The organism is Bacillus sp. FSL H8-0547 (genome assembly GCA_038002745.1).
In the GTDB taxonomy this organism is placed as follows: Bacteria; Bacillota; Bacilli; order Bacillales; family Bacillaceae; genus Bacillus_P.
This window is the reverse complement of record JBBODD010000001.1, coordinates 936,702-959,886: the sequence shown is the minus strand read 5'-3', so window position 1 is coordinate 959,886 and position 23,185 is coordinate 936,702. Positions and strand designations below refer to the sequence as shown.

At 45.3% G+C, this 23,185-nt stretch carries 22 protein-coding genes; 13 read left to right on the top strand and 9 right to left on the bottom strand.

Going from position 1 to position 23,185, the window contains the following annotated elements; genetic code table 11:
* Positions 1–205 precede the first annotated feature (205 nt).
* Complete coding sequence (locus MHB63_04705) at positions 206–1,603, bottom strand: sigma 54-interacting transcriptional regulator (GenBank protein ID MEK3805894.1); 1,398 nt, start codon at positions 1,601–1,603, stop codon at positions 206–208.
* A 348-nt stretch (positions 1,604–1,951) separates the two neighbouring features.
* On the opposite strand from MHB63_04705, the gene MHB63_04700 reads away from it, so the two are divergent.
* The 3 genes from MHB63_04700 (at position 1,952) to MHB63_04690 (ending at position 5,168) form a co-directional block, all read left to right on the top strand.
* Complete coding sequence (locus MHB63_04700; GenBank protein MEK3805893.1) at positions 1,952–3,154, top strand: ornithine--oxo-acid transaminase; 1,203 nt, start codon at positions 1,952–1,954, stop codon at positions 3,152–3,154.
* A gap of 31 nt (positions 3,155–3,185) precedes the next feature.
* Positions 3,186–4,466 carry a Glu/Leu/Phe/Val dehydrogenase gene (locus tag MHB63_04695; protein MEK3805892.1) on the top strand — a complete coding sequence of 427 codons (1,281 nt, stop codon included), beginning with the start codon at positions 3,186–3,188 and terminating at the stop codon, positions 4,464–4,466.
* 108 nt (positions 4,467–4,574) lie between these two features.
* Positions 4,575–5,168 (top strand): GNAT family protein, encoded by a 594-nt coding sequence (locus MHB63_04690; GenBank protein ID MEK3805891.1) that lies wholly within the window; start codon positions 4,575–4,577, stop codon positions 5,166–5,168.
* A 49-nt stretch (positions 5,169–5,217) separates the two neighbouring features.
* Here the strand turns inward: MHB63_04690 and MHB63_04685 are convergent, their stop codons facing one another.
* A complete protein-coding gene (locus tag MHB63_04685; protein ID MEK3805890.1) occupies positions 5,218–5,868 on the bottom strand; it encodes a phosphatase PAP2 family protein in 651 nt (216 codons plus the stop codon).
* A 117-nt stretch (positions 5,869–5,985) separates the two neighbouring features.
* On the opposite strand from MHB63_04685, the gene MHB63_04680 reads away from it, so the two are divergent.
* A complete protein-coding gene (locus MHB63_04680) occupies positions 5,986–6,798 on the top strand; it encodes a YihY/virulence factor BrkB family protein (protein MEK3805889.1) in 813 nt (270 codons plus the stop codon).
* An 889-nt stretch (positions 6,799–7,687) separates the two neighbouring features.
* On the opposite strand, the gene MHB63_04675 is transcribed toward MHB63_04680, so the two are convergent.
* Entirely contained in the window at positions 7,688–8,959 is a 1,272-nt protein-coding gene (locus tag MHB63_04675) for a uracil/xanthine transporter (protein MEK3805888.1), read from the bottom strand.
* 198 nt (positions 8,960–9,157) lie between these two features.
* Between MHB63_04675 and MHB63_04670 the strand changes: the two genes are divergently transcribed.
* The 5 genes from MHB63_04670 to chrA all read left to right on the top strand — a co-directional run bounded on the left by MHB63_04670 (position 9,158) and on the right by chrA (position 13,393).
* The gene (locus MHB63_04670) at positions 9,158–10,051 is read left to right on the top strand and encodes a LysR family transcriptional regulator (GenBank protein ID MEK3805887.1); all 894 of its coding nucleotides are present in this window, start codon (positions 9,158–9,160) and stop codon (positions 10,049–10,051) included.
* A gap of 2 nt (positions 10,052–10,053) precedes the next feature.
* Positions 10,054–11,271: an amidohydrolase gene (locus MHB63_04665; GenBank protein ID MEK3805886.1), complete on the top strand. Its 1,218-nt coding sequence runs from the start codon at positions 10,054–10,056 to the stop codon at positions 11,269–11,271.
* Between the two features lie 81 nt (positions 11,272–11,352).
* Positions 11,353–11,793: a FixH family protein gene (locus tag MHB63_04660; protein MEK3805885.1), complete on the top strand. Its 441-nt coding sequence runs from the start codon at positions 11,353–11,355 to the stop codon at positions 11,791–11,793.
* A gap of 125 nt (positions 11,794–11,918) precedes the next feature.
* On the top strand, positions 11,919–12,221 hold the full coding sequence (locus MHB63_04655; GenBank protein ID MEK3805884.1) for a PadR family transcriptional regulator: 303 nt from the start codon (positions 11,919–11,921) through the stop codon (positions 12,219–12,221).
* The gene (gene chrA, locus MHB63_04650) at positions 12,221–13,393 is read left to right on the top strand and encodes a chromate efflux transporter (GenBank protein ID MEK3805883.1); all 1,173 of its coding nucleotides are present in this window, start codon (positions 12,221–12,223) and stop codon (positions 13,391–13,393) included. Before MHB63_04655 ends, chrA begins: the two co-directional genes overlap by 1 nt.
* Positions 13,394–13,493: 100 nt before the next feature.
* On the opposite strand, the gene MHB63_04645 is transcribed toward chrA, so the two are convergent.
* The 6 genes from MHB63_04645 to MHB63_04620 form a co-directional block, all read right to left on the bottom strand.
* Positions 13,494–14,357 (bottom strand): DUF6612 family protein, encoded by an 864-nt coding sequence (locus tag MHB63_04645; GenBank protein ID MEK3805882.1) that lies wholly within the window; start codon positions 14,355–14,357, stop codon positions 13,494–13,496.
* A 264-nt stretch (positions 14,358–14,621) separates the two neighbouring features.
* Positions 14,622–15,587: a cation diffusion facilitator family transporter gene (locus MHB63_04640; GenBank protein ID MEK3805881.1), complete on the bottom strand. Its 966-nt coding sequence runs from the start codon at positions 15,585–15,587 to the stop codon at positions 14,622–14,624.
* 61 nt (positions 15,588–15,648) lie between these two features.
* Positions 15,649–16,773, bottom strand: coding sequence for an AI-2E family transporter (locus MHB63_04635; GenBank protein ID MEK3805880.1), 1,125 nt, complete (start codon positions 16,771–16,773; stop codon positions 15,649–15,651).
* Positions 16,774–16,872: 99 nt separating this feature from the next.
* The gene (locus MHB63_04630; GenBank protein ID MEK3805879.1) at positions 16,873–17,244 is read right to left on the bottom strand and encodes a DnaJ family domain-containing protein; all 372 of its coding nucleotides are present in this window, start codon (positions 17,242–17,244) and stop codon (positions 16,873–16,875) included.
* A gap of 87 nt (positions 17,245–17,331) precedes the next feature.
* The gene (locus tag MHB63_04625) at positions 17,332–18,075 is read right to left on the bottom strand and encodes an STAS domain-containing protein (protein MEK3805878.1); all 744 of its coding nucleotides are present in this window, start codon (positions 18,073–18,075) and stop codon (positions 17,332–17,334) included.
* Positions 18,068–18,709 (bottom strand): cobalamin-dependent protein, encoded by a 642-nt coding sequence (locus MHB63_04620; GenBank protein MEK3805877.1) that lies wholly within the window; start codon positions 18,707–18,709, stop codon positions 18,068–18,070. The genes MHB63_04625 and MHB63_04620 overlap by 8 nt, the downstream gene beginning before the upstream one ends.
* 299 nt (positions 18,710–19,008) lie before the next feature.
* On the opposite strand from MHB63_04620, the gene MHB63_04615 reads away from it, so the two are divergent.
* The 4 genes from MHB63_04615 to MHB63_04600 all read left to right on the top strand — a co-directional run bounded on the left by MHB63_04615 (position 19,009) and on the right by MHB63_04600 (position 23,144).
* A complete protein-coding gene (locus MHB63_04615; protein MEK3805876.1) occupies positions 19,009–20,478 on the top strand; it encodes a potassium/proton antiporter in 1,470 nt (489 codons plus the stop codon).
* A 69-nt stretch (positions 20,479–20,547) separates the two neighbouring features.
* Positions 20,548–21,165, top strand: coding sequence for a DedA family protein (locus MHB63_04610; GenBank protein ID MEK3805875.1), 618 nt, complete (start codon positions 20,548–20,550; stop codon positions 21,163–21,165).
* Positions 21,166–21,512: 347 nt separating this feature from the next.
* A complete protein-coding gene (locus MHB63_04605) occupies positions 21,513–22,064 on the top strand; it encodes a copper resistance CopC family protein (protein MEK3805874.1) in 552 nt (183 codons plus the stop codon).
* 6 nt (positions 22,065–22,070) lie between these two features.
* Positions 22,071–23,144: a CopD family protein gene (locus MHB63_04600; GenBank protein MEK3805873.1), complete on the top strand. Its 1,074-nt coding sequence runs from the start codon at positions 22,071–22,073 to the stop codon at positions 23,142–23,144.
* Positions 23,145–23,185: the final 41 nt, after the last annotated feature.

The following is a 23,185-nucleotide window of genomic DNA, read 5'->3' as shown; positions in this document are numbered from 1 at the left end:
CCTCTGTCAGAACAAATCCGTCAAAAAAGTCAAAACCGGACTTTTCCGCCGAATTCTTATCTGCCTATCGGAGCGGGCCTTGGCGCTTGCGCTTTTGTTCTTGGATCGCAGTACAAGAAGCACACCATCTTAGCTGGCGATGGTGTGCAAGTCCTTTCTATTTTGCATTTCGAAACGTAACCGTCAAGATCACCCGAAAGTTTTTTTATGCGTGTATACCAAGCTTCTTCATCCTGTACTGCAGGCTCTGGCGGCTCAGCCCGGCATCTGATGCGGCTTTTGTGATGTTGCCGCGGTTTTTTTTCAGCATAGAACGGATATAGCTTGCTTCTGTCCGCTCCAAATACTCTTTCAGCTGTATGGATTCTGTCTCTTCCTCTCGGTGTACCTCAACCTCAAGGGGCGGCACAGAGGCAGGTGTCCTCGCAAATGATCTGGAGCGAAAGTGCATGGGAAGGTGGCTGAAGCGGATTGTCTCTTCATCTGCCATCACATTCATTGCGCCTTCAATCATGTGCTGCAGCTCTCTTACATTGCCGGGCCAGTCATACGTGATCAGCATGTCCATGACCTCCTGATCAACGCGCCTAACCTCCATTTGGAACAGCTCATTATATTTCCTGATAAAGCGCTGGATCAGCAGAGGAATATCTTCTGTTCTGTCTCTCAGAGGCGGAACAAAAACAGTGACAACGCTTAATCGGTAATAAAGGTCCTTACGGATCCGATCTTTTGTGATGGCTTCAATAGGATCTTCGTTGATTGTTGCGATGATCCTCACATCAATCGGCGTGTCTTTCGTATCCCCGATTCTTCTAATCGTTCTCTCCTGCAAAGCCCGAAGCAGCTTGGACTGTAGGTTTGGATTCAATGAGTTGATTTCATCAAGCAGCAGCGTGCCGCCTTCTGCCTGTTCAAACAAACCCGGATGATCAACTGCACCCGAAAAAGCGCCTTTTTTTGTGCCGAACAGCAGGCTTTCGATCAAATTGTCCGGAAGAGCGGCGCAGTTCTGGGAAATAAACGGGGCGGCAGAACGGCTGCTTCCGTTATGTATGCTTTGAGCGAACAGCTCTTTCCCTGTGCCGGTTTCGCCGACAATCAGAACAGAGGAGGTTGTCCGTGTCGCCCGTTTTGCCCCCTCAATCACATCTTTTATAGCAGAACCTTCCCCGATGATGCTGTCAAACGTATAAGATGTTTTGCTTCTTCCTTTCATCGTGTTCTTCATCAGACTTTCGATCTTGGTCATGTCTTTGGCGATTTCGACCGCGCCAATAATTTCATGGCCATTTTTTATTGGAAAGGTGTTATTGACCGTTGTAATTTCCTTGCCTTTGTTATTGAAATAAGTCTGCTTGCTGTTCTTTGTTTCCGTGCCGTTTTGGAGCGCCTGCACAAGCGTGCTTCCTTCCTTTGAAAACATAAACACATCAAGAAGGTTTTTGTGCATGACGTCTTTACTGTCCATAGATTCAAGCTGGGACATTTTTTTGTTGTAGAGAATGGTGGTGCCGTTTTTGTCTATCACATGGAGCCCGACATCTATTTCATCGATGATGGCTTCCATGAAAAGCTGCATGTATTCCTTGTTTTTATCCATGATTGTGCTCCAGTTTTTTCTTCTATTTTACTCTCATTCTCTATGATGCGCAAAAATATTTTGCGTTTTGAATGCAAAGAATATTGGCAATGCAAAAAAAGTTTGCATTCAAAAGCCGTTTTCTCTCGTCTTTCAATACTAATTGCAAAATTTAGTTTTATACTTTTCATATTGTCTAGCTCCGCCTCCTAGTCCTTCCGTCAGAACAAAATCCCCGAAAAAGTCAAACCCGGACTTTTCCGGTGATTTCTTTTCTGCCTGTCAGGCCTAAACAGTCGGCTCCGCTTTTCTAAGTTGGCACAAAACTTGCATCTACATGTGTAATGAAAGTATGAAGGAGGAAACAAGATGACAACTTTGACAAAATCACAGGAACTGATCCAGCAGACATCCAAGTTTGGAGCAAACAATTACCATCCGCTGCCGATCGTTATTTCGGAAGCGTGTGGGGTATGGGTTAAGGATCCTGAAGGCAATGAGTACATGGATATGCTGAGTGCTTACTCTGCTGTGAATCAGGGTCACAGGCATCCAAAAATTATTAAAGCCCTGAAAGATCAGGCGGATAAAATCACCCTGACATCCCGTGCTTTTCACAACGACCAGCTTGGGCCTTTTTATGAAATGACGGCAAAGCTGACGGGAAAAGAGATGGTTCTGCCGATGAATACGGGAGCTGAAGCAGTAGAAACAGCAATCAAAGCTGCACGCAGATGGGCATATGACGTGAAAGGCGTGGAAGAAAACCGTGCTGAGATCATCGCATGCATCGGAAATTTTCACGGCCGTACAATGTCAGCCGTGTCCCTGTCATCAGAAGAAGAATACAAGCGCGGCTTTGGTCCAATGCTGCCCGGCATCAAATTGATTCCTTACGGAGATCTTGAGGCATTGAAAGCAGCGATTACGCCTAATACGGCAGCATTCTTGATTGAACCGATTCAGGGAGAAGCAGGGATTGTCATTCCGCCTGATGGATTCCTGAAGCAGGCATCCATGCTTTGTCAGGAACAAAACGTCCTGTTTATTGCCGATGAAATCCAGTCAGGTCTTGGCCGTTCGGGAAAAACATTTGCATGTGACTGGGAAGATGTTGCTCCTGATATGTACATTTTGGGCAAAGCACTTGGTGGCGGGGTATTCCCGATTTCATGTGTGGCCGCAAATAAGAACATACTCGGTGTTTTCAACCCGGGATCACACGGTTCCACGTTTGGAGGAAATCCGCTGGCATGTGCTGTTTCGGTGGCTGCTCTTGAGGTGCTGGAAGAGGAGAAGCTGTCAGAGCGTTCACTGAGACTGGGAGCTTATTTTAAAGAGAAGCTTGCAGAAATACAAAATCCTCTCATTAAGGAAGTCCGCGGTAGAGGTTTATTTATTGGGGTGGAACTGACTGTACCGGCGCGTCCGTATTGCGAAAAATTAAAAGAAGAAGGCCTGCTCTGCAAAGAGACGCATGAGACGGTTATTCGCTTTGCACCTCCGCTTGTGATTTCAGAAGATGATCTCCAGTGGGCAATTGAAAGAATTACAAGAGTACTATCTAAATAAAAAGCTATTATCATATCAATGGGGTGGAATCATGGGGATTATTAAGGACGTACAACAGGCAGATAAAGAAAAAGAAAGCTTGAATTTATTTCAGTCGACGCAGACAATCATCAAAGAGGCTTTGGGAAAATTAGGCTACTCAGAAGAATTTTATGAGCTGCTGAAGGAGCCTGTGAGAATGCTCACTGTCCGCATACCGATTCAGATGGACGACGGCTCGGTCAAAGTGTTTACAGGCTACCGTTCCCAGCACAACGATGCCGTCGGTCCGACAAAGGGCGGCGTGCGCTTTCATCCGGAAGTAAATGAAGATGAAGTAAAAGCCCTTTCCATCTGGATGAGCTTAAAATGCGGCATAGTCAACCTGCCGTACGGCGGCGGAAAAGGCGGCATTATCTGCGACCCGAGAGAAATGTCATTAAAGGAGCTTGAAAGACTGAGCCGCGGATATGTCCGTGCCGTCAGCCAGATTGTAGGTCCTACAAAAGATATCCCAGCCCCGGATGTGTTTACAAACTCCCAGATCATGGCGTGGATGATGGATGAATACAGCAGACTGCGCGAGTTTGATTCACCGGGTTTTATAACAGGCAAACCGCTTGTCCTTGGCGGTTCCCACGGAAGAGAAACGGCAACAGCAAGGGGAGTGACAATCTGCATCGAAGAAGCGGCAAAGAAAAAAGGCATCAGCCTTGCCGGTGCCCGCGTAGTCATTCAGGGCTTTGGCAACGCAGGCAGTTTCCTCGCCAAATTCATGCATGATGCAGGGGCAAAAGTCATCGGTATATCTGATGCCTACGGAGCGCTGCATGATGCAAACGGGCTTGATATTGACTACCTGCTTGACCGCCGCGACAGCTTTGGCACGGTCACAACTCTTTTTACAGATACGATCACAAACAAAGAGCTGCTTGAGCTCGACTGCGACATCCTTGTGCCGGCAGCTATCTCAAACCAGATCACGGCTGAAAACGCCAGTAAGATTAAAGCATCCATCGTCGTAGAAGCAGCAAACGGGCCGACGACGATTGAAGCTACAAAAATCCTCACACAGCGCGGAGTCCTGCTCGTTCCGGACGTCTTGGCAAGTGCAGGAGGGGTAACCGTTTCCTACTTCGAATGGGTGCAGAACAATCAGGGGTATTACTGGACCGAGGAAGAAGTCGCAGAACGTCTGCAGAGGGTCATGGTCGATTCGTTTGAAAACACGTTTCAGACTGCACTCATTCACAGAGTTGACATGAGACTTGCCGCCTACATGATCGGCAGCCGGAAAATGGCTGAAGCATCACGGTTCAGAGGGTGGATATAAAAAACAGAATGAAGAACACAAATCCTGGTGGGGGTTTGTTTTTTTTTTTGTAAAACTAATGCGGAAGCCTGTGATAAACTTAAATAGAGAAATAATGGAAAGCACAGAATGAGTCTTTGCAGGGGGGCTGCAGCATTGAAAGAGACAGAGGAAGGATTTCAAATCGCTTCAGAAACAGAAAGATTAATCATAAGACCATTGCAAAAAGAAGATTATGAGAACTGGCTGAATGAATTTGAAGCACGTCATCCATCACTAAACCGGCACGACAGCGGGAAAATAGATATGAGTGAATGCACACGGGAGTGGTTTCATCAGCTTGTAGACAAGTATCAAAGGCTCGCACTTTCGGATACCGCTCATGTTTTTGATATTTTCAGGAAATCGGACGGCAGAAACATAGGCACGGTTGATTTTTCAACCTTGGCAAGAGATGATTTTCAGTGGGGACGGATCGGGTATACCATGCATAATCAGCATTGGAAAAAGGGATACGGCAGCGAAGCGGTTAAAGAAGCTCTTTCCATGGCTTTTCACCAGTTGAAATTCCACCGCATCGAAGCCCATATCAACCTCGATAATACGGCTTCAATCAAACTGGCCCAAAGTGCAGGCATGGCATACGAATGCACGCGAAAAGGTTTTATATACGAAAACGGTGAGTGGACGGATCATTTGATTTATGTCAAAACCGCAGACTGATTATTTAACAAAAACAGGGACTACCCAATGAAGGGAGTCCCTGTTTTTGTTATCGCTGAAGCTTGTATTTTAATGCTGCGATACAAATCACAAGCCAGGCGCAGCCTGCTGCAAATCCTGCGATCACATCGCTTGGATAATGAACACCCAAATAGATGCGGCTGAAGCCTATTAATAGAATGAGAAGCATCGACAGGACCAGAATCAGGACTTTCACGCTTTTTTTTCTGACCATGGTCGTCAGCAGGTAGGCTAAGATGCCGATAAAGGAAAAGGAAACCATGGAATGGCCGCTTGGAAAACTGTACCCGCTCTCCTCTAAAAGCGGGTTAAAAGTCGGGCGGTCTCTTTTAAACAGCCATTTCAAGTAATAATTCAGAAGAGACGAGCCGGATACTGATACGATCAGAAACAGACCTTCCCACCATTGCCTGGCAATCAAAAGAAAGATCAGGGCAATGGACATGCCGATCATAATGCCTGTTACAGATCCGAGGGAGGTTATGGCGGACATGATTTCGCCAAACCAAGGAGTCCGAAGGCCATGTATGTATTGAATGAAAGGAGTATCAAAGGATTTAAGTTCCATTTCTATGACTTCATCGGCAAATTCGATAAAGACAAAACAGCATGCGCCGATGAGAAGGATGGAGTACATAATGAATGATTTGGACAGGCGCTCTTGTGCTTCGTTTTTCATAAACATGCTCCTTATGCGTTTAATTGTAGGAATACCACGTTTCACAAGCAAGCAAACATGTGGTTTCAATTGCAGGATTTTAGGAAAATAGAATACTACAATTGGAGGTGCTGCACAATGATAAAAGAACTGATAAAACGCATTCAGCTGCATGAAACTGGGGATCAGGCAGCCGTCCTGTCCCATTTCTTCCTGCTCTCATTATTTCCGCTGCTGATTTTTCTTGTAGCACTGCTTCCATACCTGCAGATTGAGACAGCGACAATCGTGGACGTTATTAAGCAATATGCCCCGGCTGAGGCGGGATCCATGCTGACGGACCACTTGACCGGTCTGATAAATGAGCCAAACGGGGGCCTGCTTTCATTCGGACTTCTAGCGGCCCTCTGGTCTGCTTCTAATGCTACCAACGCCTTAATCCGTTCACTGAACAAAGCGTTTATTGTCGAGGAAACGAGGCCGTTCTGGAAAATCCGCCTCCAGGCCATCATTATGACGGTGGGACTTGTCCTGACGTTTGCGCTGACACTTGTCCTCCCGATCTTCGGAAGTGCCATTATAGAATTTGTCGGCAACTACTTTTCTGTCGTGAGCGAAAATGAGATTTTCTTAAACGTCCTGAGATTCATTATTTCATTTTTCATGATGTGTGCGGTGCTGATGGTTCTCTACTATCTTGCACCTAATGAGGATATGACATTGAAAAGTGTGTACTTCGGAGCTATCGTCGCCACTGTCATCTGGCAAGTGATTTCTCTCGGATTTGCCTTTTATGTTTCGCAGTTCGGGAATTATAATGCTACATACGGAAGTATCGGGGGCGTCATCGTGCTGATCATGTGGCTGTATTTATCAGGCTTTGCCATCCTGATCGGAGGAGAAATCAATGCAATTAAAGCCTGTGAGAAGAATGGGAAAAAGTGTGTTTAAGAGAGACTGAAAAAAAACTCCAATCGATTGGGATTGGAGTTTTTTGTGTTTGCTATTTATAAACAGGCGTGATGACAGCGGAAAGAAGGTGGCAGAATCGTACGCTATGTTCATGTCAGTGAGAGTTTATAGCGCTGGAAAGAGGTTGAATCGTATGGTATTTTTATGCCAGTGAGAGCAGATAGTGTATAAAAATAGCAGAATCGTACGTTATTTTCAGGTCATGAAGAGCGGATAGCATAAGAAAGGGGCTGAATCGTACGTTATTTTTACGTCAGGGAGAGAGGATAGCATAAGAAAAGGTCTGAATCGTACGTTATTTTCAGGTCAGGGAGAGAGGATAGCATAAGAAAAGGTCTGAATCGTATGTTATTTTCAGTTCAGGGAGAGAGAATAGCATAAGAAAAGGGCTGAATCGTACGTTATTTTCACGTCAGGGAGAGAGGATAGCATAAGAAAGAGGCTGAATCGTACGTTATTTTCAGGTCAGGGAGAGAGGATAGCATGAGAGAGGGTATAGATTGTACGGTATTATAGTTTCTCAATTGCCTTCCGTCAGAACAAAATTGCCCAAAAAGGCAAAGCCGGCCTTTCTGGTCAATTTCTTATCTGGCTCCCGGAGCTAAACGAGCGATTCCACTTTTCGCATTGTCCAGCTCCGCCTCCTAGTCCTTCCGTCAGAACAAAATCACCGAAAAAGGCAAACCCGGCCTTTTCCGGTGATTTCTTTTCTGCCTGTCAGGCCTGAACAGTCGGCTCCGCTTTTCGCATTGTCCAGCTCCATCGCTCAACTCCTCTGCCAGAACAAAATTGCCCAAAAAGGCAAACCCGGCCTTTCTGGTCAATTTCTTATCTGGCTCCCGGAGCTAAACGAGCGATTCCGCTTTTCTTATTCCCATTTCACAAACGCCTCCAACAATATCGACAGCAATATCCCCATCATCAGTCCGTTTGAAAGCAGCGGCGAGATGTAGACGGATAGGTCTCGGAAGACGGCAGGATCTGTGTTCATGATGCTGACGCCGATCAGAAGAGGGGCGGCGATCCGGAAGATGGTTTTTGAATCAAATGCCTTGCCCTGTATGCTTTTCAGCGCAGTGCCAAAGAGCTGGAGATAGGCGACAAACAGGACGGCGTTGCCTACAGTGATCGGGAGAGTGACCAGAATGGATACAAGAGGCGGAAAGATTCCCATAATCGTGATCATTGCTCCGCCGATCAGAAACGGTTTGCGCCGAAGTATTTGAGTGCTCTCCAAAAAACCGATGGTAGAGGTGAATGGCGCATACGAAACAAGGCCAAGCAGTGAAGCGCCAACGGAATAAGAGCCTGTAAGGAAAAAGGACCTTCTGAAGGACGCAGGTTCAGGTTCGTTCTGATAAAGCTTCTCAGCCGCCTGGATGGAAGCGATCGTATTGCTCAGATTCATCATCCCCCCAAGAAAGGCAATTAGGACAATTCCCCATTCCAGGTTAGGAAGGCCAAGAGGGAAGAAAATGGACCCTTCAGGAGAAACGGATTCTGCTGCAGTTTCGCCTGGGAAGAGGATCAAATAGAGAATCCAGCCGACCGCAATTCCAAGCAGAATTGAAAAGTTTCCGAGAAAGGCATTTCCTTTTATTTTAAGGAGGCTGACAAAAAGAACGAGCAGGATGGAAAATAAGCTCACAGCCACGTTTAAGGTTCCGTCATCTTCTATTTTCAGCATCCCTTTAAAAAAGGTAAGAATCAGCTGAAAGGCAAGCAGGAATAAATAGACGCTCGCAACCATTGGCGTGAAGATCTTCTGAACCACTGCAGTCAAATTAAAAGCAGCAAGGATGATTGTGACAATGCCCGCGAGCAAAATGCCTGAAGCAATGCCCCCTCCAATTTGGGTAAAACTCATCCCAAGTGAGGACGCAGACATGCCGAGGTTAAGTATCAGACCCCAAATAATTCCTGAATGGCCTTCCATAATCGGGTATCTGTGGCCGATCCACCCCTGAAGAAAGCAGGCAATACCCGTAAAAATCAGGGAGCTTCTGAGAGTGACGGCAATCTGGTCCGGGGTCAGATCAAAAGCAGTTCCTACTGAAATCGGCACCACAATCGTATTTGCAAAAATAAAGAACAGCCACTGCACGGAGGCAAGCGGTGTCGTGAATTTAGAGTTGTTCATGTTTCAATCGATCCTCTCTGACATACTTCAGTATCTAATCTATCAAACATCATTTTAAAGTGGGAACCGTAATTAGATTTTTAAAAAACATCCATCTTCATCCATTCAATTTATGCTATCATACAGTCATGTATATGAAAAATATTTATATAATCAATAAAGTATATTAAAAAAGTATGGTAATAAGGAGGGTTGCATATGGATATCAGACAATTGAATTATTTCATTGCAATTGCTGAAGAAGGCCAGATCACAGCAGCTGCAAACAGACTGAAAATGGCCCAGCCGCCCCTCAGCCAGCAGCTGAAGCAGATGGAGACAGAGCTTGGACTTATTCTTGCTGAGCGCAAAGGGAAATCACTTGAGCTGACAGATGCCGGGGAAAAGCTTTACCAGCATGCATTAAAAGTAACAGATGCAATGGAAGAGGCGCTTTTTGAGGTGAAAGAAACTGGGACAGGGAAAAAGGGGAAGCTGTCCATCGGGGTGAACACCCTTTCAAACGATAAGCTGCCCGGTTTATTAAAGCATTTTCAAAAGAAATATCCTGATGTGACCTATAAAATTCAGCAGAATGATTCCGCCCAGCTTTGCAGGCTGTTAAAGGAAAAAGTCCTGGATCTTGCCATCGTCAGACTGCCTCTCGATCTAAATGATTATCATGTCATTCATCTTGAACCTGAACCGTTTTACTTTGTCTCTTCAAGTCCGCTTAATCCTGATCAAAGAACGGTTAAAGCAGAGGAAACTGTAAATGTGCCTCTCATTATCCCAAGTACAGAAGGGCTCGGTCTTTACAGCAAGATTTTATCTGTTTTTACATCAAGGGACCTTGATCCTGACGTCATATGTGAATGCTCGGATGTCACCATTCTCTTTGATCTGGTCTCAGCAGGTTTCGGGGCAACGATTGTCCCGGAGACGGTCATCAAATTAAAACCGCCTTCAGGCCTTCACATTTATCTGCTTGAAGAGACAGAGGGGTTAGGGGAATCCGGACTTATATATTTGAAAAATCACTACCTGCCGAAAACGGCACAGAACTTTATTGATCTTCTGCAAGAAAAGAAAAAGGGACAGACGGAGGGGTAATCGTGAAGAAAACGCTTGTAAAGAATGTGCTTGTTGAAAAGGGCTATGGTTTTAATGAATTGGGAGATGTAACCGCTACAGAAACAGAAATGGTTGATTTCATTCTTGCTGATGGGAGAATAGAAGAGATTGTGCGTGCCGGTTCAGGAGAATTGGAAGATTATGAGTTGTTCGATGCAGAAAGCGCATTGGCACTTCCTTCGTTTGCGGAAATGCATATCCATTTGGACAAGACCTATTACGGAGGAAGATGGAAGGCCCCGACTAAGGCGAAATCGATTTTTACGAGAATAGAAGAGGAACAAACGCTTCTTCTCGAGCAGCTGCCCTCAGTGCAGGAACGCGCAGAAAAGCTGCTTGAGCTCCAGCTGATGAACGGGACAGCGTTTGTAAGAACACACTGCAATGTCGATCAGGTTATCGGTGTGAAGCATATTGAGCTGATCCAGCAGGCATTTAAGAGCTTTGAGAACAAGCTTGAAGGCGAAATCGTAGCTTTTCCCCAGCATGGTTTGCTCAGGAGCAGCAGCGTTGAACTTGTAAAAGAAGCGATGAGAAATGGAGCACAGTTTGTCGGGGGAGTCGATCCTGCGACGGTAGATGAAGATATTGAAAAGTCACTCTCTGCGATGATCGAGATTGCTGTGGAATTTGGGGCAGGAATCGATCTGCATTTGCATGACAGAGGACACCTTGGCATTTATACGATCAAACGACTATTAACTATGCTTGAAGATGCGAAATTCAAAAAGCCTGTGACAATCAGCCACGCATTTGGACTTGCTGCACTGTCAGAAGGCGAAGCACGGGAGCTTGCTATAAGATTTGCAGAACGTGGTGTCAGTCTTGCTTCAACCGTACCCCTTGATTTTAAGATGCCGCTTGCTTTAATGAAGGCTGAAGGAGTGGACGTTTATCTGGGCAATGACAGCATTACCGACCACTGGGATCCGTTTGGGACAGGGGATATGCTTGAGAAGGCTAACGTGCTTTCCCAGGTAAACCGGTGGAAGGATGAACTTGCCTTGAGTCAGTCGCTGGGCTATATCACAAAGGGAATAACTCCGCTGTCAAAAGAAGGTGAGCAGCTTTGGCCAAAACCGGGAGACCGTGCGGATTTTCTTTTAACAGAAGCATCCTGCTCTGCGGAAGCCATTGCGAGAAGAACAAAGAGAAAGGCCGTGTTCTTTGGAGGAAAGGCTGTATATGAAGCAGAATAACCACAATGGCCGAGTTGTGCTTGTCCATTGAAGCGGTTACAATAATAGGGGCTTTATTTTTTCATAGGAGATGAATGGAAGATGAAACGTATTGCAGCGGGGATTTTAATGGTATCGGCTGTGTTTGTTCTTTTTGCCTGTTCAAAAGGAGAAAACGCGGCAGAAGGTTCACTGATGGTACATGCTGAAATCAGCGTTCCCGAAACGATCAGCCTGAACAAGGAAGAAACCCTATCTGTCACTGTCTCTCAAGGAGATCAGGCTGTGGAAGATGCTTCCGAGGTGCAGTTTGAAATCTGGAAAGCAGACAGCAAGGAAGAAAGTGAAATGATCAGAGCGGAGCACACAGGTGACGGCATTTATGAAGTTCAGAAATCGTTCAGTGAAGAAGGCAGCTACTTTGTTCAGACACATGTCACGGCACGTGACTTGCATGTGATGCCCAAAAAAGAATTTGTTGTCGGCAAAGGTGAACTCACAAATAAGGAAGAAGAATCAAACGAAGAACATTCTCATCACTAAAAGCTTCCAGCGGAGGCTTTTTTTGTTTTATAAATGATGAAATCTTCACATGAAATTAATAAATCTTTGTTAAAATATTGATTAACGATATCGGTATTCGATATCAGGAAAGGTGATGGTCATTCGTGCGTGAATTTATTTTAGGCGCCATTAAAATTCACATCCTGTACCATGCGAAAATAGAGCCGGTCTACGGTTCTTTCATGATTGAGGAGCTTAGAAGCCACGGATATGAAATCGGCCCCGGAACACTCTATCCGTACTTGCACAATCTTGAGAAGTCAGGCTGCTTAACGAGGGAAGACCGGAAAGAAAACGGCCGGATCCGCAAATACTACAGCATCACAAAAGAAGGAGAGCAAGCACTGGAAGATGCTAAGAAAATGCTTAGAGAGCTTGCAAAAGAAGTGTTAAGGGAGGAGTATTGATGCTTAAAACTTGGATTGAAATTCTGCTGGTGTCAACGAGGCTTGGCCTCACTTCATTTGGCGGGCCAGTGGCCCATCTGGGTTATTTCAGAGATGAATATGTGAAAAAGAGGAAGTGGCTTGACGAACGCAGCTATGCAGATCTTGTGGCGCTCTGCCAGTTCCTGCCCGGACCTGCGAGCAGCCAGGTGGGCATATCCATAGGAATTGTCAGAGGAGGATTGGTCGGTGGCTTCATCTCCTGGTTTGGATTCACGATGCCTTCTGTGATTGCCCTTATCCTGTTTGCCTACTTTGTTACCGGTTTTCAGGCTGAAGATGCCGGGTGGATCACGGGTCTGAAGATTGTTGCAGTTGCGGTTGTTGCACAGGCGATTATGGGGATGGGGAAGAATCTTGCCCCTGACCGGCCAAGAATTGCCATCGCTGTGATTGCTGCAGTCTGCGCCCTGTTTTTCCCGACAGCAATCGGACAAATTGTCATCATCATCATTGCCGGAGTGACCGGTTACATCATGTACCGGAATCAGGACGTTCCAAAGGCTGATAAACTTGCTATTTCCATCAGTAAAAAGACAGGAGCTGCAGCCTGGATTCTTTTCGCGGGACTGCTGGCCGGACTTCCGCTGCTCCGCCAGGTCTTCCCGTCTATTTGGATGGCAATGTTTGATACGTTTTACCGTGTCGGATCGATCGTCTTCGGCGGAGGGCATGTCGTTCTTCCGATGATCGAGAGAGAGGTTGTTCCTCCGGGCTGGATTTCTGAGGAAACCTTCCTTGCCGGGTACGGGGCCGCCCAGGCGGTTCCAGGACCGCTGTTTACGTTTGCGAGTTATCTCGGGGCGTCAATGAACGGTGTAACAGGAGCTCTTGTTGCGACAGCTGCCATGTTCCTGCCTTCATTCCTATTGGTTGTCGGCATGCTTCCGTTTTGGAATTTTCTCAGGGAGAAAAGCAGCGTGCAGGCAGCACTGATGGGAGTAAATGCCGCTGTAGTCGGTATCCTCCTTGCTGCACTCTACGATCCGGTCTGGACAAGTGCGATTAAATCGACAGGAGACTTTGCACTTGCCCTGGCAGCATTCGCTCTGCTTGTTTACTTTAAACTGCCTCCATGGCTTGTCGTACTTCTGGCTGCTGCCGGCGGGATTGTGCTTGGGATGATTGGATAGCAGATGAATGATGAAAAGACCTTCTTTTGAGGGTCTTTTTTCTGTTGGATATAAAAAAAGAAAAAAAAATCACCCGGAATAAATTCCGGATGATTCGCATTTAACCTCCAGGCTGAACTTCCACAGCTTGATCAAGAACTTCTTTTGGGATGCTGAAGCCTTCAAGCTCGTTCATTTCTGAAAACTTTGTGGAGATGGACTGCTGCAGCTCTACTTCTTCGTTGTTTTCTGTAACGAACATTTTGATAACCATATCCAGTGCTTTCGGATAGTAGGTTTCTTTATCAAGTGTATACGTATAATCAATTTGTTCAATGTCCATTTGGTCCATAACAGCCTGCATGTTCGGATCAGAACCCATCATGTTTCCAGTCAGGCTCATCAGTTTCTCGCCGTTTCCTTTTACGCTCAGGATATACTCAGTGTCTGTTTCTTCAAGCTGTATGTCGTCTGCCATTGCTTCCATTTGCTTAATCTGGTCTGCAGGCGTCATTGTTTTTGCCTGGTTCATCATTTCTCCCATGCCCGGTCCTGCCTGGCTCATTTTGATCCAGCCTCCGGAAACAGGGTCGTTCATGTATATGTACTGGTCATCCATATACATTTCAATGGAAGTTGTCTGTCCTTCAGCCGACATATTCATCGTCTGCTGCATGACGAGCGGCTCGATATTCGTTTTTGTCTGCATGTCGGCCGTTGTTTCCATTTGTCCTTCACTTGAAGTGACGATCATATCCATTGTTCCGTCCATGGCGAAGTTTTTAAGGTCAGCTGATTTCTCGGAAGCCGATGCAAGGACTTCTTCAGCTGTAGCTTCTTTCTCTTTATCTGCTGTTTCGGTCGTTTCAGCTTCTGCTTTTTCTGCTTGTTTGTCTTCTTTCTCCTCATTTGTTGCTGCGCTCTGTCCGCATCCGGCCAAAACGAGTGTAAACAGTAAACCGATCAATAAACTCCACTTTTTCAAAATAAACAAGCTCCTCTCCGATTTGGTCTATCAAGTTGTACATACTTTTAAACGTTTGACATCACTTAAAGCTTCACTTTTTTTAACCCCCTGACACTATTGGAAAACATTTGAACTTTTCCCTTTGTTGTCCAGTTTAAAACCCTTAAATAGGAAAATAGCAGGAATAGAACACATTAGGGGTTTCCTTGCCGAAAAGGCCTTCCTATCCATAAAAAAATCCGAACTGGTTAGCCCAGCTCGGATTGTATTTAGCTTAAATGCTTAAACGGTAGGTTCGTCTCTCCACGACTTAATTCCGTCAGATTCAAAAATGCCCAGTACAACATCGGCAACGTCCGGATCTGTATAGAGCAGGTCCCGGACCCTGATTTTAATATCATCAGCTACAGCAAGGGATAATCCCGGTTTCAGCTCCAGGTAGCTTTCAACATGATATTTCCGGCCTTCCTGGAGTATGCGGAGGTTTCTAATATCATCAACGTCCGGGTCAGTCAGGATTAATTCGGCGATCCGGTCTTCCACATCTTTCGGTGCAGCAACCCCGATCAGGCCGATTGTATTCTCATATCCGATTTTAACTGCGATGACAATAAGCAGGATTCCAATCAGCAGTGTGCCGATCCCGTCAAGCACATAGAGGCCGGTGAAATAAGAAACAACAATGGATACAAGAGCAAGGAGCGCACCGAACGTTGCGATAATATCCTCATAAAAAACAAGCCGGGTCGGGGGAGAGGCAAGGCTCACATTTTTGAATGCGTTCGAGGCAAGCCCAAGTCCTTTTCCTTCTGTTCTTGTTTCGTGTGCAATTTCTTTCATGGCTTTAATGAGTATGAGCCCGTCAACAATAACGGCAATCACCAGAATTCCGGCATTCAGCAAAATGTTTGTGGTCTCTTTCGGATGCTGGATCAGTTCCCATCCTTTATGAAGCGTTTCATAAGCCATTATGGAAATGACGATTACCGCTATGAGTACAAAAAGGTTCACCACCCGGCCGAAGCCTGTTGGAAAACGCTTCGTCGGAGCCTTTTCTGCAAGCGCGCTCCCGATAAAAACGAAGCCCTGATTGATTGCGTCTGCCGCTGAATGCAGAGTTGTTGCAAACATCGTTCCATTGCCGCTTATGAAGGCGGCAATCCCTTTAATAATGGTCAAAGCCGTATTTCCAAGAGCGGCAATCCCTGATGATTTGTTTCCCTTTTTCAGTAGTTGAAAAAACGACATAGTTCCACCTGCCCGTTTTTATTTGGTCATTTCCTATTACTATCTTGCAAATGCGGAAAAATTACTCCGTTTCGATGTCAATTGATGAATTGCGGAGCGGATCCTTCTTTTCTTTTCTGAGCAGATACAGTCTGTATGAATGACTGACTATGACTTTTAAAATGGCATAAGTCGGAACGGCGAGAAGCATGCCCAGCAGGCCGCCCATGCTTCCTGCGACAATCAGCAGCAGGATAATGGTCAACGGGTGAATATCCAGTCTTTTGCCCATAATCAGCGGGGATGTAACGTTGCCGTCAATCTGCTGGACGATAATGACCACGATCAGAACCTGTATAACCATAAACGGTGAGTCCAAAAAGCCTACAATCACAGCCGGAATGACCGCAATAAATGGTCCGAGGAAAGGAATAACGTTCGTCAGCATCGCAAACAGAGCAAGGAGAATGGAATAATCAAGCCCGATAATCAGGTAGCCAATATACATCATGACCCCGACCACAAGGCTGACAAGAGCCTGCCCCTGAATATAGGAGCTGAGGGCATGATCCATGTCCTTCAAGATCAGCTTTGCTTCTTCAGCTTTTGTATATGGAAGAAAGCGCAGCACTTGTTTCGGTGCATGGTCCCCGTCTTTCAACAGATAGAAGACGATAAACGGAACGGTCACAAAAATCGTCGCTATGCTTGTCAGAATGCCGATAAACCCAGTGATTCTGCTGCCGATATTGCTGACATTTGACTGAAAATAATCTGTTACAGAAGCCGTCATTTTTTCAAACGTCATAATGTCATTCTGTTCAAAGCGGGCAAACCATTTGTTTTCCCTCAGTGCAAGAAGGTTGTCCTGCAGAGTCTGAACGATTTGGGGGAAGTTGTTGATCAGCTGCTGAAACTGCTGCTGAATCGGCGGACCGATCAGGAAAACAGCGAGTGTGCCAAGTCCAATCACAAGCAAGTAAATAATAATGATGGAAATGGTATTTGGAACTCCTTTTCTCCCGAGAAATCTTACAATGGGCCGGAGCAGATAAAAAATGATGCCCGATACAAGAAAAGGGAAGAATAGAGTCGTGAAAATGATTTCAAGAGGTCTGAAGATGAAATCCACTTTCGTTGATAAAAGAATGATTGTCAGAAAAATAATAATGCCGTATCCGATTTTAAAGATTTTGTCTTTCGGCAAATAGATGCACCACTTTCTAAAATATTTCTCACCTTCGTGAGCTTCGGCAATTTGCCATAATCAGCTTTTCCCGAGAAGGGACTGAATGAAACCAAGTGATTATTCCCACTGTTTGTACTGGCTCTCAAGCTGGCCTGATGAAAGCTGATTTTTTTGAAGAGCAGGCGGACACATACGGTTATATTTGATGATGTCCTGATTGATCCGCTCAACTTCTTTAATACGCAGTTTTTCATCTTTAAGTTTCATAACAATCTCAATTTGCTGTTTGATTTCTTTTTGACGCTGCAGCCATGCGGGCAGATAGTTAGCATTTTTGACGATTTTGGAGAAAATATCCCCTTTGAGAGCACTTTTTGGCAGGGGTTTTCCCATTCCCGGCAGTTTTGCAGCACCGCCTTTTTTCTCAAATTCATCATAAATCGAGCTCATCAAATCTCTGTTCTCATTCTTGTAAGGTTCTTTTTTCATCGCAGCCTCCTGTATTTGCGTTTAAGGAGAACTTCTGTATCATCACGCAAAATCCTTGCTGTGAAGAGAGATAAAAAGAAAAACCCATCATAAGAGATAGGTTTCAAGGGCGGAACTAAGGCTGTTTACATATGTGACATCCAGTGACGTATGACAACGGTAAACCTGTTTAGCCTGAACCGGATTTAGGCTTGCAAAGCAGGTGGAAGCCCCCATCAGGGTGAATTCCTTCACGAGATCTGCCAGAGCCTTCATGCCGGTTTCAGCGATGAATCCGACACCATGAAAATCAATCAGGATCTGTTCTGCGCAGGTTTCCTGAAGCAGATTTAAAAGTCTTCCGGCGTTAGCTGAAATCAGCTCTTCCGTCAATTCCCCGTAGAGTGGAAGAAGGGCGGTCTTTTTCGTGAGCATAATGAATGGACACGAAAGCTCAATGATTTTCCTGTAAGCGTCCTCTGCCTCTTCTTTTTTTGCCAGCAGCTGCAGGTCTGTTTCCGCAAGTCTTCTGCGGTGAAGCTCGACCTGCTGAACGAGCGTCTCCATTTTTGAATTCTGCTCTGTAAGGATAAGATACAGAAAATCATCATCTGTATTCATATTCAATTTGAACAAAGCAAGAGGAGATTGATAGGTTCTGAGTACAAGCTCTGTTTCGCTTTTTCCGGAAGATAACACTTTCTCGGCTTTTCTCCTGCTGTCCTCATCAGCCAGATCAAGAAAGCTTTCCTGCTCTTCAAACAGCTTGCCTGCTGCCAAAGAACGTTCAATGATGCGGAAATTTTTATCTAATTTATAGAAAGGAAGCGGAAGATGTTTGCCGTCAAGCATGGCTGTCTTCCTTCAGCAGCCAGTCATTTGCGTCCGATAAGCCTGAGAAAAGCTGTGTGTTCTCTGAACAGCAGTGCTTAAAGTCAGACGCTGTAACCAGTCTGCCTCCCACAATCACTTGAGGAGAGTGATCAAGTTTTTCTATTTCATCTATATAATGTGACAGACGTTCAGAGTTTTTACGGAGAGAAAAAGAAAGGCCGACTACATCAGGCTTCCAGTCTGCTGCGTATTCAAGAGCGTATTCCAGCGGCAGGCTCGCTCCAAACAGCCTCGTCTGATAACCGTGCCATTCAAACAAAATAGAAACCATCTTCAGCCCCAGGTGATGAAGTTCATCTTCCAGGCAAAGAAACATGGCTTTTTTTTCGGTTTTCGGTATTTGCTTTAAACTGTATTCTCTGTACCGCGACAGAATAAAGTCGCAGGTTGTGGTTGCAAGATGTTCATCAGCTACAGAAATCTCATCTTCTTCCCACAGCAAACCAATCTTTGCCATAGAAGGAGTTAATAGCTTCTGCATAACCGCCAGAGGATGTGCACCGCCATCATGGCTTTTTTTTAAGATGTTCCATGCGCTGTTTTGATTGCCCTCAAGCAGCAACCTTGTAAAAGCAGCAGTATCTATATTCATTCTGTCACCTCAGAATCCATCAATTAAATGTGTTATGACCCGATTTCTGCCATCTGAAAACTATCTTACCATATCGGGGATGCTTTATAAGAGGAAGAAGCATCCAGCAGCTTTGAAAAGAAACCCATTTCCCGGTTCAATTATTAGACTGTACAGGCAGAAATACGATAAAATAGACTTATTCCCCTATTTAGGACCTTCAAAACCGGTCTTTCCGCAATTCCTTTATACCAGCCCCAGGCTGACATCTTCATTTAAATATTCTTTAATATAAATCTGAATCCAGAGGTGAGGCCATATTGACATTTTCTGTAGATAACATCATTCTCATATTCGCTGTTCTCCTGACAATCGGAGTTATGACCGCTAAGTTTTCCTCGCGGCTTGGATTGCCTTCGCTTGTCTTCTTTATTGCTGTCGGGATGGTGCTGAGCCATTATATTTACTTCGATAATGCAAAGCTTGCCCAGCTTTTTGGCGTGATTGCCCTCATTATCATTATTTTTGACGGAGGTCTTCAGACTAAATGGATGGATGTACGCAAGATCATCGTTCCATCTTCTATGCTTGCGACAATCGGCGTTTTTGTTACAACCATTATCATAGGGGTATTCGCTAAATATGTTCTGGATCTGACATGGCTTGAAGGGCTTCTGTTCGGTGCAATCGTCGGATCTACGGATGCAGCAGCTGTTTTTGCCGTGCTCGGCAATAAAAACATAAAGAAAAGACTGACTTCGACACTTGAAGCAGAATCAGGAACAAACGATCCAATGGCCGTCTTTTTAACCGTTACGATTATCCATTTAATCGGCCAGCCTGAAACGGGATTCTTCGGTCTTATCCTGCGCTTCTTCTGGGAGATGGGTTTTGGGCTCGCGGCAGGACTGCTGTTTGGTAAACTGGCTGTTTGGGTCATAAACAAAATCAATCTCGATTCTTCCGGTCTTTATCCGGTTCTGTCACTTGCCATGGCAGTTCTTACTTACGGCCTTACTACGGCCGCACATGCAAGCGGACTGCTTGCGGTATACGTGATGGCAGTTATTGTCGGAAACTCGGATCTTACATTCCGTCATTCGATCATCCGTTTTAACGAAGGCTTCGCCTGGATGATGCAGATTCTAATGTTTATTTTACTCGGTTTGCTTGTATTCCCGAATCAGCTTGTTGATATCATCTGGGAAGGACTGCTACTGTCCATTATCCTGATGATCGTCGCGCGTCCGGCAGGAGTGTTCCTCAGCATGATTGCTTCCAAGTTTACAGTGAAAGAAAAACTGTTTATTTCATGGGCAGGGCTGAGAGGAGCCGTTCCGATTGTCCTTGCAACCTATCCGATGCTCGCGGGGCTTGAAAACAGCCAGCTGATCTTTAACGTCGTCTTTTTCGTCGTTCTGACATCTGCACTGCTTCAAGGGGCAACCCTGACGCCTCTTGCAAACAAATTAAAACTGTCGGAAAGCAAGAAAATTTCCGTGCCTCATTCGCTTGAGCTGATTTCAATCGGGAGGACGAACAATGAAATGGTTGAACTGGAAGTCGGAGAAGGCGCTGCTGTCTCAGGAAAAGAACTCAAAGACATTGAGCTTCCGAATGATGCGCTTATAACAGCTGTCATCAGGAATGAAAAACTTCATACGCCGCGGGGGGAAACGAATATTTTCTCCGGTGATACGCTGTATATTCTTGTTTCTAAAAAGAACCGCGAAAAAATCAAAGCGATTTTTCAAGGGGAAATCCATGAAGCGGCAGAGATTTCTGAGTAGGATTCAGAACTCGGAATTTCATTACTTTAGAATAATCAGGCTCACTTAAACGAAAGGGCAGTGAAAAACATGGAGAGTTCTGAGCTTCTTATTTTTATGGAGGAATACGGATATGTTGCCCTTTACGTCATGCTGTCAGCGGGGACCTTCTTTATTCCCCTTCCTAACGAAGTCATCATCATGATGGGGGGATTTGCATCTTCACACGGAATCCTGCATCCGGTTCCTGCTTTTTTCACATCTTATTTGGGCATTATGACGGCCCTTACATGCTGGTTTTTAATTGGGAAAAGTTTTGGCGGGCTTGCTCTTTCCATTCTTGTCAGAAAAGAAAGGGCAAAGAGGCGGTTTGAACGATTTCAGCTTCGTTTCTCAAGATACGGAGAATACACGCTTGGAATCACTTATTTTTTTCCGCTTCTGCGTCATTTAGGTCCCGTTCTTGCGGGGATGAACAAAGTGAAGTTCTGGAAATTTGCGCTGCTTGCATACGGATCTGCTTTTATATGGGCTCTCGCTTTTTTTTGGCTCGGCAACCAGTTTGGAGACTCGGCTGAAACAGTTAATGCCCTGTTAAACCGCTTTGGCCCGGCTTTTATAGCATCAGGCTGCGCACTATTTGCAGGAATGATCCTGCTGCGCTATGTTCAAAGAAAAAGAATAAAATCACAGCAACACGGGGGTTAGAGAATGAGTGCTGAGACAATGGATGTTTTTCATAAGAAAACGGCATTAGATACAGCGAGTATATGGAGCGTGCGATTCTTGCTTGTGATCAGATTGAAAGGGAAGAAAACCGCACTCTCTTAGAAAATGATTTAAATCAGCTGAAAGTCCATTCAGTAAAACTCGGAAGGTAAAACATATCCGGGTTTTTTTGTTTGTGTAAACAAGCATCCAAACTCATAAAAAACACGTTATCAATGTAATCAGTGCTGACAGAAGTTTAGAAAACTGTTGAAATTAGGCGGATGTCCCGCCGGTATACCGTGATAAGATACAGTGGATGATATAAGTGAAAGGAATTGATCGAGATGAAAAAATGGATAAGTATAGCGGCAATGGCCGTTTTGCTGATTTTTCCTAATGCCGTCATGGCGCACACACATATGACTTCTTCTCTTCCTGAAAAAGGTTCAACTGTTACAGAACCATTGAAAACAATCGAATTGACCTTTGATACAAAGATAGAACCCCTAAGTTCAATGAAGCTTGTGAAAGATGGATCTGAGGTGCCTGTTGAGGTCAAAGCAGAAGGGGAAAAGCTTATCGGCACGCCTCAAAGTGAGCTTGAAAACGGAGCTTACACAGCTGAGTGGAAAATTATCGGCGAAGACGGACATGAAATGGAAGGAACGCTTGCTTTCAATGTTCAGCAGGAGGCTGCAGAAGAAGCTCCGCAAACGGAAGAAGAACCTGAAGACAGCGGGAAATCCGAAGTAGCTCAAGAGGAACAGCCGGCTGATGAACAGACCGGAAGTGCAGAAGCTTCGGAGGAAGGCTCTCCGGTTATGACAATAGCCCTTGCGGCAATTGGCGTTCTGGCCGTTATTTTCATCATTTCTCTCATGAGAAAAAAACGGTAAAGAGCTGTGAATATCCTGATACCCATCGGAGAAGGAATAACCTATATTCTTTTCTCCTTTTTAATTGGCCATGTGGTTCTGCAGCTTGTACCGGCCTCAAAAAAACCTGAAATGGTTGTGTCTAAGAGGTTCTTGCTGCTGTCTGTTGTTCTGATCATCGGGCTTACATTTCTGCCTGTTTTAAAGGTGATCCTGAGCTTTTATCAAGCGGCAGGAATCAGCCAGACCGTGCAGTCCGTGCTGATGGATTTCCAGATTGGACAATCCTGGATGCTCACAGCGGCTGCTGCGATTGTCTTATGGCTCGTTCTTTATATGGATGGTCCAAAATTCATTCAGGGCATGCTGCTGCTGTTTATGATCTTTGCACTTGGCTATGCAAGCCATGCTGCGTCATTATCGTTTTGGATGGGCATGGCTTCGCACAGTATTCATTTTCTTGCTGTGGCTCTATGGGCGGGTGTTTTGCTTCATGTAGCCTGGTTTACCGTTCATCCTGTAAACTGGCCGGCCTTTCTTAAGTGGTTTACGCCTTTTGCGGTTGCCTGTTTCGCGGTCCTGACCGCAGCGGGTCTGTTTGTTATGAACCTGATGGTTGATTTGCGGGATTATGTGCAGGCATGGCCGCTGTCGTATGGCCAAGTGATTCTGCTAAAGCATCTGGCGATTATCCCCCTGCTGGTATTTGCTTTTTTAAATGGCTTTATCGGAAGGAAGGCAGGCGAAAGGGGAACGTTCGCGTGGGTCAGAGCAGAGAGTTTGATAGTTGGAACTGTTTTTTTTCTGACAGGCTTTCTTGGAACACAGGCTCCGCCTCACGACGTGAACGTGACGCTGCGTTCAGAAGGAGCTGCTCCCCTGTTTGAGTGGATCAAGGGCTTTGCCATAGAGCCTCAGGTAACGCTTAGCCTTGATTTTTCAATAGATGGCATCCTTCTATTATTTTTGGCAGGCCTTTTTCTTGGAATGATTGGTTTAAGTTTTATGAAAAAAAGAAACGCTTATGCAGCCGTTGTTCTTGCTTTGCTTTTCATTGTCTCAGCCTATTTGGGACTGATGTCCGGTGTGTCGGTTTCCTGACTGAGCACAATTTCTGACATTCATGTTTGCTGAAGCTATAC